Genomic DNA, 13637 nt, shown 5'->3' with positions numbered 1-13637 from the left:
GAAATAAAAAGCCGCCAGAAATAACAGCAACAGTAAGAAAAAGGGAGATATCAGATCGTAACACAACTGAATAATCGCTTTTTTCCATAGCCCCACCGGGTAGGTACGTCGGGACCGGGCGAAGGCCCGCCGGGCGCAGGTCTTCTACGGCGTGGCCTCGCTGGGCTGGCGCGGCCAGGCATCCCATTGGATGCGCTGGCGCCAGGCCTACCGGCTGACCGCGGCGATCGCCGTGCCGCTGGTCGTTTCGGTGCATTCCGAGATCTCGCTGCTGTTCGCCGCCGGGCCGATCCCGGGATGGAACTCCACGGTCTTCCCGCCCTATTTCGTGCTCGGCGCCGCCTTCTCCGGCTTCGCGGTGGTCAGCATGATCGCGGTGGCGCTGCGCCATGCGCTCGGCCTCGAGCGGCTGGTGACCGGCCGGCATCTCGACCGGCTCGGTATGCTGCTGCTGGCGACCGGGCTGATGACCGCCTATGGCTACCTGGCCGAGGTCTTCGACACGCTCTATGGCGGCGACCCGCAGGAGCTGCAGACGCTGGCCGACCGGCTGGCCGGCGCCTATGCCTGGAGCTACTGGGGCGCGGTGCTGTGCAACTTCCTGCCGCTGCAGCTGCTGTGGTGGCGCCGGGTGCGGCGCCATCCGGCCCTGCTGTTCGCCATCGGCCTGTCGGTCGCCATCGGCATGTGGTTCGAGCGCTTCATGCTGCTGGTGACCACGCTGTACCGCGACTATCTCGTCTCCTCCTGGGGCGACTACGCGCCGAGCGTCTGGGAATGGAGCCTGTTGGCCGGCATGTTCGGCGTGTTCCTGGTGCCGTTCCTGCTGTTCGTGCGCTTCCTGCCGGTGATCTCCGCCTTCGAGATCGAGGAGGCGCAGCACGAGGAGGAGGCCGGCCATGGCTAGGTCCGCCTCCCTTCGCCCGGAGACCGTCGCGCTGCTGGCAGAGTTCCGTACGCCCGAGCAGCTGCTGGAGGCGGCACGGCAGGCACGCAAGGCCGGGTTCCGCCGGATCGACGGGGCGTCGCCCTTCCCGGTGGAAGGGCTGGCCGAGATCCTCGGCCTCCGCGACAACCGAGTGCCGCTGCTGACCCTGGCCGGTGGGGTGGCCGGCGCCCTGCTCGGCTACGGCCTGCAGGTCTTCACCAACCATGACTTCCCTCTGAATGTCGGCGGCCGGCCGCTGGTCGCCCCGCCCGCCTTCAGCCTGATCACCTTCGAGCTGATGGTGCTGTTCGCGGTGCTGGCCGGGATCGTCGGCATGCTGGCGCTGAACCGCCTGCCCCGGCTGAACCACCCGCTGTTCGAGGTGGAGACCTTCCGGCTGGATGCGCCGGACGCCTTCTTCCTGATCGTCTTCGCCGACGATCCGCGCTTCGACCGGGCCCGCCGGTTTCTGGAAGGGCTGGACCCAGTGCGGGTCGACGCGGTGCCGCGCGGGGAGGAGCCGGCATGAGCCGCCTGCCCCTCGCCCTCCTCGCGCTGCTGGCCGTGGCCGGCTGCAACGACATGGACAGCCAGCCGCGCGACAAGGATTACGGCGCCTCGGAGCTGTTCCCGGACGGCAAGACGCTGCAGGCGCCGCCCGACGGCACCGCGTCGCGCGACCAAGCGGCGCTGACCGCAGCGCTGCGGGACCGCCCGCCGATGACGGCGGCGCTGCTGCAGCGCGGCCGGCAGCGCTATGCCATCTTCTGCGTCCCCTGCCACGATGCCGCCGGCACCGGCCACGGCACGGTGCCCGACCGCGGCTTTCCCAACCCGCCCAGCTTCCACATCGACCGGCTGCGTCGGGCGGCACCCGACTACATCGTCGACGTGATCACCCATGGCCACGGCGTCATGTACGCCTATGCCGACCGGGTGCCGCCGGCCGATCGCTGGGCGATCGCCGCCTATATCCGCGCGCTGCAGCTGAGCCGGGACGCGCCGGTCGCCGCCCTGCCGGAGGACGAGCGCAAGCGCCTGGAGACCGAGCATGGCGGCTAGCGCGCACGCCCGGACGCTTGGGATCGCCGGCGCCGCCTGCTGTCTGCTGACGCTGGCGGCGGTCCTGCTCGATCCCGCCGCGGCGCTGCGCGGCTGGCTGGCGGCGGCCGCCTTCTGCACCGGCGCGCCGATCGGCGCGGTGCTGCTGGTGATGATGATGCGCCTGATCCCGGGCGCCTGGGCCGGGGCGCTGATGCCGGCGGCGGAGGCCCTGACCCTGCTGTTGCCGCTGGCCGCCCTCGCCTTGCTGCCGGTGCTGGCCGGCCTCGGCGCGATCTATCCCTGGGCCGACGGCGCGCCTCTCAACGGTTTCCAGGCCGGCTATCTCACACCGTGGTTCTTCACGCTGCGGACCATCGCCTGGTTCGCCGCCCTGACCGGGTTGGCCGTCCTGCTGCTGGCGCGGCGGCGCGCCTCCGCCCCCATCGCCTGCGCCGGGCTTGTGATCTGCATCCTGTTCGGCGCGGTCATCGCGGTTGACTGGGTGTTGTCGCTCGACCCGTCCTTCCACGCCTCCGGCTTCGGCCTGTACTGGCTGTCGGTGCAGATGACCGTGGCCCTGGCGACGGCGATCATCCTCGCCCCCGATCCGCCGCCGGACCGACGGCCGGTGCTGGCCGGCCTGCTGCTGACCGCCATTCTGCTCTGGGCCTATCTCGCCTTCATGCAGTACGTGATCCTCTGGTCCGGCAACCTGCCGCCGGGGGTGCGCTGGTACGACAGCCGCAGCGGCCCCGGCTGGGCCGAGTTGCTATGGGCCGTGGCGCTGCTGCATCTGGCCCCGACGCTGCTGCTGATGCTGCCGTGGATGCGCGAGAGCGCCCGGGCGGTACGGTGGCTGGCGACCCCGGTGTTGCTCGGCAAGGCCCTGGAATGCGCCTGGCTGGTGCTGCCGGGCAGCGCCCCCGTCGACATCCGCATCGGCGGACCCGCCTTCGCGCTGGCGGCCGCCGGCATCGGCCTGCTCCTGCGCGCCACCTACCCCGCCGCGGCGGCCTGGCACGGTCGGATCGGGCGCGAGGCGCGGACAGGAGAGGCGTCGTGAGGCGGCCACGACCCGCGCCGCCCCAGGCGGACGACGTGCCGGCCCGGCCGATCCTGCTGGCGGGGCTGGCCCTGTTCGTCGGCCTGCTGCTTTCCGCCGGGCTGGTCGCGGCGATGCTCGGCACCTTCCAGCACGCCCGGCCAGTCGCCGAGGCGCCGCCGCAGCCGGTGCCGGCCCCGCCGCGCCTGCAGGCGAATCCGCCCGCGGACCGCATCGCGGCTGAAAACCGGGCGCTGGCAGAGCTGCAGGGCACCGCCCGGGTGGACCGCGCCGCCGGGCGCGTGCGCATCCCGATCGAGCAGGCGATGCGGCTGCAGGCGCAGCGCGGCTGGGCCGGGCCGGAGGATCCGCCATGATCCGGCTCCTGCCCGCCTTGACCCTGCTGCTCGCCGCGGCCTCCGCCGCGATGGCCTTCGACCCCTTCGCCGGCGCCGGCATCGACCCGAAGCCGGGGGCGCAGCTGCCGGTCGACCTCACCTTCATGGACGAAAACGGCGCGCCTGCGACGCTGCGACAGCTCGGCGGCGGCAAGCCGATCGTGCTGGCGCCGGTGCTGCACAACTGCCCGAACATCTGCGGCGTCACGCTGGGCGGGCTGATGAGCGCCGTGGCGGCCCAGCCCTATCGCCCGGGCCAGGACTTCGCCGTCATCGCCTTCGGCATCGACCCGGCCGAAGGCCCGCGGGATGCGCAAAAGACCGTCCGGGCGCTCGACCAGCGCAACGGCGGGACCGAAGGCATCCATGCCCTGACCGGGACGGAGGCCCATGTCCGGGCGGTGACCGATGCGCTGGGCTACCGCTATGCCTTCGATCCCGGCATCGGCCAGTATGCCCATGTCGCCGCCGTCGCGGTGCTGACGCCGGACGGAAGGCTGGCCCGCTGGCTGTACGGCGTCGCGCCGGACCCGACCGATCTGCGCCTGGCCCTGACCGAGGCCGGCCAGGGCGCTATCGGCAGCTTCGGCGACCAGCTGCTGCTGCTCTGCTACCACTACGACCCGACCACGGGCCGCTATTCCTCGGTGATCTGGCTGCTCCTGCAGCTCGGCGGCGGCGCCACGGTGCTGGCCCTGGGCGGCTTCGTCGGCCTCGCGGTGCGGCGCGAGCGCCGCCGCGGGGGCGGCCGGCCATGAGCGGCTTCATCCCGCTGTGGCCCGACGCGGCCTCGGCCCATGCCGGTCAGGTCGACCTGCTGGTGATCGCCTTCACCGTGCTGATGGTGGCGCTGACCGCGCCGGTCTTCATCCTGATCGTTGTCTTCGCGGTGCGCTACCGCCGCGGCAAGGCGGCGGACCGGTCCCATCCGGTCAACCGCAACGTCTGGCTGGAGGTGTCCTGGGCGGCGATCCCGTTCCTGCTGACCCTCATCTTCTTCGTCTGGGCCGCCTGGCTGTATTTCGACCTGCACCGCCCGCCGGCGAATGCGATGGAGATCGATGTCGTCGCCAAGCGCTGGATGTGGAAGTTCCAGCACCCCGAGGGTCAGCGCGAGATCGACGACCTGCACGTCCCCGCCGGGCAGCCGGTGAAGCTGACCATGACGTCGGAGGACGTGATCCACAGCCTATTCGTGCCGGCGCTGCGGGTGAAGCAGGACGTGCTGCCCGGCCGGTACACGACCCTGTGGTTCAACGCCGACCGGCCCGGCAGCTATCCGCTGGAATGCACCCAGTTCTGCGGCACCGACCATTCGCTGATGCGCGGCCGCCTGGTGGTGATGGCCGGCCAGGACTATGCAAGCTGGCTGGCCGGCACGCAGGGTGGCGACACGCTGGCGGCGGAGGGCAAGGCGCTGTTCCGGTCGCTCGGCTGCAGCGGCTGCCACGACGCCGGCGCCACCGTCCACGCGCCGCGGCTGGAGGGGCTGTTCGGCCGGCCGGTGCCGCTGCAGGACGGCAGCATCGTCACCGCGGACGAGCAGTACATCCGCGACAGCATCCTCGAGCCCAACAGCCAGGTCGCCGCCGGCTACCCGCCGATCATGCCGACCTTCCGCAACGTGGTGGACGAGGGCGGGGTGCAGCAGCTGGTGGCCTACATCAAGTCGCTGGGCCCGCAGCCCGGGAGCCCTCCGCCATGACGCACACCCAGGCCGATCTGCCCGCCACCGGCGTCCATGCCGCGACGGAGGCGGAGCGAGCCAGCTATCTGCGGGCGGGGCACAGCCTGCGGTCCTGGCTGCTGACCACCGACCACAAGCGCATCGCCATCCTGTACCTGATCGCGATCACCGCCTTCTTCTTCATCGGCGGTGCCGCGGCGGCGGCGATCCGCCTGGACCTGCTGACGCCGCAGGGTGACCTGCTGAGCAACGAGGGCTACAACCGTGCCTTCACCATCCATGGCGTGATCATGGTGTGGTTCTTCCTGATCCCGTCGATCCCCAGCACCTTCGGCAACTTCCTGATCCCGCTGATGATCGGGGCGCGCGACCTGGCCTTCCCGCGGCTGAACCTGCTGAGCTGGTACATCTATGTGCTGGGCGGCATGGTCACGATCTATGTCCTGGTGACCGGCGGCGTCGACACCGGCTGGACCTTCTACACCCCGCTGTCGAGCATGTTCGCCAACGGCCATGTCGTGGCCGCGGCCGCCGCCGTGTTCATCGTCGGCTTCTCCTCGATCCTGACCGGGCTGAACTTCATCGTCACCGTGCACACGCTGCGCGCGCCGGGCATGGGCTGGGGCCGGCTGCCGCTGTTCGTCTGGTCGCATTACGCGACGTCGCTGGTGCTGGTGCTGGCCACACCAGTGCTGTCGGTGACGCTGGTGCTGATCGCGGCGGAGCGGCTGTTCGGCATCGGCATCTTCGACCCGGCGTTGGGCGGCGACCCGCTGCTGTACCAACACCTGTTCTGGTTCTACAGCCACCCGGCCGTCTACATCATGATCCTTCCGGCGATGGGCGTGGTCAGCGAGCTGGTGGCGGCGGCGGCACACAAGCCGGTGTTCGGCTACTGGTTCGTCGCCTTCTCCTCGCTCGCCATCGCGGTGATCGGCTTCCTGGTCTGGGGCCACCACATGTTCGTGGCCGGCCAGTCGATGTATGCCAGCGCCGTGTTCTCCTTCCTCAGCCTGGCCGTCGCGGTGCCGTCGGCGATCAAGGTCTACAACTGGACGGCGACGCTCTACAAAGGCCACATCTCGCTGGAGCCGCCGTTTCTCTTCGCCATGTCGTTCATCGGCCTGTTCGTCATCGGCGGGCTGACCGGGCTGATGCTGGCACTGCTGGCGGTCGACGTGCATGTGCACGACACCACCTTCGTCATCGCCCATTTCCACTACATCATGGTCGGCGGCACCGTCTCCGCCTTCTTCGGGGCGCTGCACTACTGGTGGCCGAAGATCACCGGCCGCACCTATTCGCGGATCTGGGGCCGGCTGACGGCGATCTTCATCTTCCTCGGCTTCAACCTGACCTTCTTCCCGCAGTTCCTGCTGGGTTATCTCGGCATGCCACGGCGCTACCATGTCTATGACCCGGCCTTCCAGGTGCTGCACGTGCTGTCGACTGCCGGGGCCAGCGTGCTCGGCATCGCCTATATCCTGCCCTTCGCCTATCTGCTGTACTCGCTGCGCCACGGCGCGCCGGCGGGCCCGAACCCCTGGCAGGCCAAGGGGCTGGAATGGACCGTGCCGTCGCCGCCGCCGAAGCACAATTTCGAGCGGATCCCGATGGTCACGGAGAACGCCTACGCCTATCCGGTCGAGCGGCGGGGCGACGATGGCTGAGCGCCTGCGCCTGCGCGAACCCTTCACCGACGCGGCGCAGCAGGCCGCGGCCGACCGGATGGGGATGTTCGTCTTCCTCGGCACGGAGGTGATGCTGTTCGGCGGCATCCTGGCCGTCGCCCTGGTCGACCGCATCGAGCACCCCGATGCGGTGATCGCCGCCTCCAGCCGCCTCGACCTGTGGCTCGGGGCGATCAACACTGTGGTGCTGCTGACCTCCAGCCTCGCCATGGCCATCGCGACCGTCGCCGCACGCCAGGGCCGGCGAAAAGCCACCCTCGCCGCCCTGCTGGCCACCGCGGCGCTGGGGCTGGCCTTCCTCGGCCTGAAGGGACTGGAATATGCCCAGGACACTGCCGAGGGGCTGATACCGGTCCTGGCGCCCCCGGCCGTGCCGACCGATCCGGCCCAGGCCCTGTTCCTGAACCTCTATCTGACGGCGACGGGGCTGCATGCGGTCCATCTGACGATCGGCATCGGGCTGGTGCTGTGGCTCGCCGGCCGGATCGCACGGCGCCGGCCGGCGCAGGCGATGACGGCGGAGCTGACCGGCCTGTACTGGCACTTCGTCGACATCGTCTGGGTGTTCCTCTACCCCGTTCTCTATTTGGTGCGGTGACGGCATGTGGAGCGAGCTTCGCCCCCTCCTCCTGACCTGGGCCGGCCTGCTGGCGCTGCTGGCGATCACCATCGCCGCCAGCTTCGCGCCGATCGGATCGGTGAAACCGGTCGCCAACATGGCGATCGCCGCGGTCAAGGCCGGGCTGATCCTTTGGGTGTTCATGCATCTGCGGGAACGCGGCGGACTGATGCGGATCTTCGCCCTGGGCGCGATCGCCTGGCTGGCGGTGCTGATGGGACTGGCCGTCACCGACATCCTGACCCGATGAACTCCTTCCGTCCTCGGCCAGTTGTCCCAGGGAGGACGCATGCCCGACGAAAGACCCTCCGCCATGACCGCACACCGCCGCCCCCTGGTGACCGGTATCGTGTTCATCATCCTCGGCCTCGGCTTCATTGCCGGCGGCGGCTGGCTGATCGCCCTGGGCGGCTCCTGGTACTATCTCGCCGCCGGGATCGGGCTGGGGCTGACGGGGCTTCTGCTGCTGCGCCGGTCCGCCGCCGCGCTGTGGCTCTACGGCCTGGTCCTGATCGGGACAGGGGCCTGGTCGGTGTCCGAGGTCGGCCTGGTCGGCTGGCAGCTGGAGCCGCGGGTGGTGGCGCCCCTGGTGCTCGGCCTCTGGCTGCTGATGCCCTGGATCACCAGGCGACTGCGGCCGGCGAGAGGAATGGCGACGGCGACCCTGGCGCTGGCGGTCGTGGTCACCCTCGGCGTCACCGGCTATGCCTTCACCCGTCCGGTCGGGATCGATGGCGCATCCCGGGCGCAACGCGACGCCGGCGCCGCCGATACCAGCGTGGCGGCCGAGGATTGGCGCTTCTATGGCCGGACACCGAAGGGCGACCGCTTCTCGCCCCTCGACCAGATCACGCCGCAGACGGTCAAGAACCTGAAGGTGGCCTGGACGGCCGAGACGGGCGACACGATGCGGCCGGGCGAGGATAAGGGTGGCACCGATGCCGGCCACGAGTTCAACTTCGAGGACACGCCGCTGAAGGTCGGCGACACGCTCTATGTCTGCACCGGCCACAGCTGGGTCGTCGCCTTCGACGCCGCCACCGGGCAGAAGAGGTGGAGCTTCGATCCCAAGGCCGACACCGAGTCCGACGTCTACCTGGCCTGCCGCGGCGTCGCCTATTACGAGGCGCCGGCGGGCACCGCCACCGACTGTCCCCGGCGCATCATCGCCCCGGTGCTCGACGCCCGGCTGATGGCGCTGAATGCCGAGACCGGCAGGCCCTGCGAGGATTTCGGCCAGCACGGCTTTATCTCGCTGACCCAGTATCTCGGCCATGTGCCGCGCGGGTTCCACTTCGTGACCTCGCCGCCGCTGGTGCTGAAGGACCGGGTGATCCTTGGCGGCTGGGTCTACGACAACCAGGCGGAGGGCGAGCCGTCCGGCGCGGTGCGCGCCTTCGACCCGGTCACCGGCACGATCGCCTGGGCCTGGGATCTCGGCCGGCCGGAGGGGCAGCAGGCGTTCAAGCCCGGCCCGGATGGCGTCCTGACCCGCGGCACGCCCAACGCCTGGGGCGCCTACACGGCCGACCCGGACCTCGGCCTGGTCTACCTGCCGCTCGGCAACGCCACGCCGGACTATTTCGGCGGCAACCGGCGGCCGTTCGACGACGCATATTCCAGCTCGATCGTCGCCCTCGACATCGAGAGCGGTGCGCCGCGCTGGCATTTCCAGACCGCGCATCACGACGTCTGGGACATGGACCTGCCGGTCGGCCCGTCGCTGGTCGACGTCCCGGACGGCAAGGGCGGAACCGTGCCGGCACTGGTCCAGAGCACCAAGCGCGGCGAGTTCTTCATGCTCGACCGCCGCACCGGCATGCCGGTCACCGCGGTCGCCGAGAAGCCGGTGCCGCAGGACGGCGTGCCGGGCGAGCGCCTGTCGCCGACCCAGCCCTATGCCACCGGCTTGCCGTCGCTGACCCCGGCCGACCTGACTGAGGCCTCGATGTGGGGCGCCACGCCGGTCGACCAGCTGGCCTGCCGCATCGCCTTCCGCCGCGCCGCCTATCAAGGCCAGTTCACGCCGCCGCAGCTGCGCGACACCATCGTCTATCCGGCCTTCGACGGTGTGATCGACTGGCACGGCGCCGCGATCGACCCGGAGCGCAAGCTGCTGATCGCCAATGCCAACTACATCCCTTTCATGATCTCGCTGCTGCCGCGGGAGCCGTTCGAGAAGAACGGCATGGTGCCGCCCTGGAACGGCCAGGGCGACGAGCCCAAGATCGGCGGCGAGCTGGCGCCGCAATACGGCACGCCCTATGTCGGCCGGGTCCATCCCTGGCTGAACATCCTCGGCGTGCCCTGCAACCCGCCGCCCTGGGGCACGCTGACCGCGATCGACCTGACGACGCGCCGGATCGTCTGGCAGCACCCGATCGGCACCACCCGCGACACCGGTCCCTTCGGGCTGCACGCCAACCTGCCGCTGCCCACCGGCATCTTCAACATCGGCGGCAACATGGTCACGGCGGGCGGGGTGATCTTCATCGGCGCCACCGCCGACGACTATCTCCGCGCGATCGACGAGGCGACGGGCGAGGTGCTGTGGCAGGCGCGGCTGCCCGCCGGCGGCCAGGCGACGCCGATGTCCTATGCGGTGAACGGCAAGCAGTATGTCGCGATCGCGGCAGGCGGCCACAGCGGGCTGGGCACCCGCACCGGCGACTATGTCATCGCCTACGCCCTGCCGTGACCCGGGATCCTGGACGACAACAATGTCTGGCTGCTGTCCGACACCAGCGACAGGGGCGAGATCGGCGCTTTCAACTGCGCCCTGACCGATCCCGCCAGTTCCACGATGCCCCGAGCTCGGCCTTGCCTCTCGGCGTCGAAACCGCCGCCCCTCGCGGCTCGCTCTTAACGCGGCACGAAACCCCGATCGGTGAAGGCCAGCCGGCTGAGATCCACTCCGAACCGCAGCGCGGCCTCCTGAAGCTGCTGCAGTCGGCCGGCATCGCCGCTGCGGCTCAAACCGTCGCGGCTGACGGCCGCCAGCATGGCAAGGACAGCCATCGTCTCGGCCGCCCGCTGCTTGTCCGCGTCGGTCATCCGGGCAACCGCTGGACTGGCGGCAAGGCTTGCACACAGCCGGTCGCGCACCATGGCAAATCTGCGACATGAACGCGACGACGGCCATGATCGGGCCATGGCGAGGCCAGCCGGTGCCGTCAGAGCGCCACGAAGCCTTGCGGCGTCATTTTGATGGCACGCAGATTCACGCCCATTCTCTGCGCCATGCTGTTGACCCCGTCCCGCAACCTGGAGAGGCCCGTCTGGTCGTCCTTGCGCCGCAGCTCGTCGCGCGTGGCCACGGCAATCATCGCCAGATAGCCGAAGGTCTCGGCCATCTCCTGCTTCTGCGCATCCGGCATCGAGGTGAAGCGTGGATTGCGGGCCAGCGCCAGCCTCATGCTGCGGCGCGAGGCATCGATGCCGGAGCGGTATTGCATGGCGTCGCCATCATTCGCCACCTCCCACGACAGCACCAGATAGGCGGTATAGGCGTCGGCCACATCGTGGCTGTCGTAGCCAAGCTGCTGCAGCAGGTTGGCGAACTTTGCCAGCACGCCGTCGCGGACCAGCGCCCGCCGGTAGCTGTCCGGCTGGCGGCCGCCGAACTGCCTGGCGATGCGGTCCAGCACGGCCTGGCTCACCTCGTCGGAGGGATGGAACCGCAGGGCCGCGAGGCTGGCCTCGCTCACCGCGCTGCGGTCGCGCGAACCGCCGGCACCGGGGCCGGCAGTCCGGCGCCCTTGCTGCAGGATCACGTCGCCCATCACAGCGGAGCCGATGGCCGAGTTGTTGAGCATCATGCCCTGGCCGAGGCCCACCGTGGCGCCGGCGTCATACTGCGCATGGGCCGCGCCGGTCAGGAGCAGCAGCAGGCCCGCTGCCGGGAGCAGTTTCATGGCGATGTCTCCAAGCCAGGCAGTGTGGGGCCATGCTAGCCCAGCGGCCAGCCCCCGACATTACAAAGCACAAGCACCAGACGCTCACATGTCCGGCGGGCCATGGCCGGTCTGTCCGGGTGACGGGGCCGGCGAGCCGGGTCAGCCCATGCGCTCGACCCATTGCGCGCGGGAGGGGCCGGGCTCGAACGGGTCGGCGAAATACTGGGTCTCGCGCGCGACCTTGCCGTCCCGGAACTCCATGACGCTTACGGTGAAGGACGGCCGGCCATCATAGTCGAGGATGAATTCCGTCAGCCACAGATCGCCCGCGCCGATGATGCGGCGCACCCTGAAGCGCTTGGTGTTCGGCTGCGCGGCGCGGGAGGCCTGGATGTTGTGCCGGCCGCGGATGCGCTCGCCCGACTGCGGATATTCGAGCAGCGCGTCGTCGTGGTAGATCGCGTGCTCGGCGTCGAAGTCGCTGGCGTCGGAGGCGGCCCAGTGTCGATCGAGCGCCTCCCGGACCCTGTTCTCGTCCATGCCTGGTGCTCCGTCCTGGCAACATGGTCGGGCGGTACAGGGTAGCGAGCAGTGCTCGACAACGCTACAAGCGGCCGACAGGCTTGATGCAGGCGCCCTTAGCGGTCGAGCGGTCTCCTGGGTGAGCTGTCGGCGAGCATTCGCCATGCGGCACCGGATCAGAGGTATGTTGCAGTCATGTCCGGAGTTTGTTTGAACACCGCCGGCTAGGAGCTCCGCATCTTTATTGAGGCCGTGGTCGACGACCTCAGGAGCGAGGTTGGCGACAGCCTGTCGGCCGTCATTCTGCATGGATCGCTTGCAATGGGTCTTTCCAGGCTTGCCGGAGGGCCTTGGCCGCGCTCAAGGCTCCTCGAGTTCCGAGATTGCGTTCGCTCGCGGCTGTCGGCTTCTGAATCCGGAACGTGAGGCGATGGCCGCTGGCTGATGGGCGGCGCGTAGCGACACGATGGACAAGCCGGAAGGGCGCCCATACTCTGTCAAGTTAGAGATTGCAAAAAGAGGTTAAACCGTTGTGGTCGACGCGTCCGCCGCGCGCGAACGCGCCTTTTCATTCGGCCCATTTCGCCTGCTCCCGTCCCGGCAGCTCCTGCTGGAAGAGGACAGGCCGGTGCGCCTGGGTCATCGGTCGCTGGAGCTCCTGACCGCGCTGGTCGAACGCTCGGGCGAGCTGGTCACCAAGGCTGAGCTGATGGCCCGCGCCTGGCCCGGCGTCGTCGTTGAGGAGGGCAATCTCCGGGTCCAGATGACCGCGCTGCGCAAGGCGCTCGGCGAAGGCCGGCACGGGCACCGCTATGTCGCCAGCGTGTCCGGCCGCGGCTATCGCTTCGTCGCGCCGGTGGAGCGCAGCGAACCGGCGGTGCACCATCCCGCCGCGCCGCGCCTGCACAACCTGCCGTTGTCCTCGATGCGGGCTATCGGCCGCGCGGACGCCCTCGGCGCGGTGCTGCAGCAGCTGCCGCGGCATCGCATCGTTTCCATCGTCGGGCCCGGGGGCATCGGCAAGACCACCGTCGCGCTGGCCGCGGCGGACGCACTGTTCGCGGCCTATGAGGACGGGATCTGGTTCGTCGACCTGGCGCCGCTGCGCGACCCGCAGCTGGTGCCGGGCACCGTGGCTTTCGCGCTCGGGCTGACCGCCCGCTCACAGGACGTCACCGGCGGGCTGACGGCCGATCTGCGCAACAAGCGGCTGCTGATCCTGCTCGACAATTGCGAGCACGTCATCGGCGCCGCGGCTGCGGTGGCGGAGCGGCTCATCGCCGGCGCCCCGGGCGTGCACGTCCTGGCGACCAGCCGGGAACCGCTGCGGCTGCGGGAGGAGCATGTCCACCGCCTGCCGCCACTGACCAGCCCACCCGGCCGGTCCGACCCGACGGCGGCGGAGGCGCTCAGCTTTCCGGCCGTGCAGCTCTTCGTCGAGCGCGCGACGGCAAGCCGGGAGGATTTCGCGTTCGGCGATGCCGAGGCGCCCGTTGTGGCCGAGATCTGCCGGAGGCTGGACGGCATCGCGCTGGCGATCGAACTCGCGGCCGCCCGCGTCGACGCCTTCGGCATCCGTGAGCTCTCGGCCCTCCTCGATGACGGGTTCCGGCTCCGGAGCCGGGGGCGAAGGACCGCTCCGGCGCGGCAGCAGACCATGGCCGCGACGCTCGACTGGAGCTACGGGCTGCTGCCGGAGGACGAGCGCGCGATCCTGTGCCGCCTGGCCGTGTTCGCCGGCGATTTCACGCTTGAAGCCGCCTGCGCCGTGGCCGCGGGCGATGCCATCGCCGGCCCCGAGGGCATCCAC

15 protein-coding genes are annotated in these 13637 nt (G+C 70.0%); 12 read left to right on the top strand and 3 right to left on the bottom strand.

Annotated elements, in window-relative coordinates; translation table 11 throughout:
• Positions 1 to 190 precede the first annotated feature (190 nt).
• Genes nrfD through ABDW35_RS19490 form a run of 11 tightly spaced genes read left to right on the top strand, consistent with a single transcriptional unit; the run spans position 191 to position 10107 of the window.
• Positions 191 to 907: an NrfD/PsrC family molybdoenzyme membrane anchor subunit gene (gene nrfD, locus ABDW35_RS19540; protein ID WP_343715553.1), complete on the top strand. Its 717-nt coding sequence runs from the start codon at positions 191 to 193 to the stop codon at positions 905 to 907.
• Positions 900 to 1457, top strand: coding sequence for a DUF3341 domain-containing protein (locus ABDW35_RS19535; RefSeq protein ID WP_343715552.1), 558 nt, complete (start codon positions 900 to 902; stop codon positions 1455 to 1457). Before nrfD ends, ABDW35_RS19535 begins: the two co-directional genes overlap by 8 nt.
• Positions 1454 to 1990 carry a cytochrome c gene (locus ABDW35_RS19530; protein ID WP_343715551.1) on the top strand — a complete coding sequence of 179 codons (537 nt, stop codon included), beginning with the start codon at positions 1454 to 1456 and terminating at the stop codon, positions 1988 to 1990. The genes ABDW35_RS19535 and ABDW35_RS19530 overlap by 4 nt, the downstream gene beginning before the upstream one ends.
• Complete coding sequence (locus ABDW35_RS19525; protein ID WP_343715550.1) at positions 1980 to 3035, top strand: hypothetical protein; 1056 nt, start codon at positions 1980 to 1982, stop codon at positions 3033 to 3035. The genes ABDW35_RS19530 and ABDW35_RS19525 overlap by 11 nt, the downstream gene beginning before the upstream one ends.
• Entirely contained in the window at positions 3032 to 3391 is a 360-nt protein-coding gene (locus ABDW35_RS19520) for a hypothetical protein (RefSeq protein ID WP_343715549.1), read from the top strand. The genes ABDW35_RS19525 and ABDW35_RS19520 overlap by 4 nt, the downstream gene beginning before the upstream one ends.
• Positions 3388 to 4170 (top strand): SCO family protein, encoded by a 783-nt coding sequence (locus tag ABDW35_RS19515; protein ID WP_343715548.1) that lies wholly within the window; start codon positions 3388 to 3390, stop codon positions 4168 to 4170. Before ABDW35_RS19520 ends, ABDW35_RS19515 begins: the two co-directional genes overlap by 4 nt.
• Positions 4167 to 5117, top strand: coding sequence for a cytochrome c oxidase subunit II (coxB, locus tag ABDW35_RS19510; protein WP_343715547.1), 951 nt, complete (start codon positions 4167 to 4169; stop codon positions 5115 to 5117). Before ABDW35_RS19515 ends, coxB begins: the two co-directional genes overlap by 4 nt.
• Entirely contained in the window at positions 5114 to 6769 is a 1656-nt protein-coding gene (locus ABDW35_RS19505) for a cbb3-type cytochrome c oxidase subunit I (RefSeq protein WP_343715546.1), read from the top strand. The genes coxB and ABDW35_RS19505 overlap by 4 nt, the downstream gene beginning before the upstream one ends.
• Positions 6762 to 7388: a cytochrome c oxidase subunit 3 gene (locus tag ABDW35_RS19500; protein WP_343715545.1), complete on the top strand. Its 627-nt coding sequence runs from the start codon at positions 6762 to 6764 to the stop codon at positions 7386 to 7388. Before ABDW35_RS19505 ends, ABDW35_RS19500 begins: the two co-directional genes overlap by 8 nt.
• A gap of 4 nt (positions 7389 to 7392) precedes the next feature.
• Entirely contained in the window at positions 7393 to 7659 is a 267-nt protein-coding gene (locus ABDW35_RS19495) for a cytochrome C oxidase subunit IV family protein (protein ID WP_343715544.1), read from the top strand.
• A 39-nt stretch (positions 7660 to 7698) separates the two neighbouring features.
• Positions 7699 to 10107 carry a membrane-bound PQQ-dependent dehydrogenase, glucose/quinate/shikimate family gene (locus ABDW35_RS19490; protein ID WP_343715543.1) on the top strand — a complete coding sequence of 803 codons (2409 nt, stop codon included), beginning with the start codon at positions 7699 to 7701 and terminating at the stop codon, positions 10105 to 10107.
• A 164-nt stretch (positions 10108 to 10271) separates the two neighbouring features.
• Here ABDW35_RS19490 and ABDW35_RS19485 read toward each other — a convergent pair whose 3' ends face one another.
• From ABDW35_RS19485 to ABDW35_RS19475, 3 genes are all read right to left on the bottom strand, one after another.
• Positions 10272 to 10517: a DUF6683 family protein gene (locus ABDW35_RS19485; RefSeq protein WP_343715542.1), complete on the bottom strand. Its 246-nt coding sequence runs from the start codon at positions 10515 to 10517 to the stop codon at positions 10272 to 10274.
• A 65-nt stretch (positions 10518 to 10582) separates the two neighbouring features.
• Positions 10583 to 11323 carry a DUF6683 family protein gene (locus ABDW35_RS19480; protein WP_343715541.1) on the bottom strand — a complete coding sequence of 247 codons (741 nt, stop codon included), beginning with the start codon at positions 11321 to 11323 and terminating at the stop codon, positions 10583 to 10585.
• Positions 11324 to 11464: 141 nt separating this feature from the next.
• The gene (locus ABDW35_RS19475) at positions 11465 to 11845 is read right to left on the bottom strand and encodes a nuclear transport factor 2 family protein (protein ID WP_343715540.1); all 381 of its coding nucleotides are present in this window, start codon (positions 11843 to 11845) and stop codon (positions 11465 to 11467) included.
• Positions 11846 to 12455: 610 nt separating this feature from the next.
• Between ABDW35_RS19475 and ABDW35_RS19470 the strand changes: the two genes are divergently transcribed.
• The coding region (locus ABDW35_RS19470) for a winged helix-turn-helix domain-containing protein (RefSeq protein WP_343715539.1) at positions 12456 to 13637 on the top strand (1182 nt) is incomplete at its 3' end.

The organism is Inquilinus sp., assembly GCF_039594555.1.
GTDB lineage: Bacteria > Pseudomonadota > Alphaproteobacteria > DSM-16000 > Inquilinaceae > Inquilinus.
Note: the sequence above shows the minus strand (reverse complement) of the source record. Positions and strands in the feature narration are given on the sequence as shown.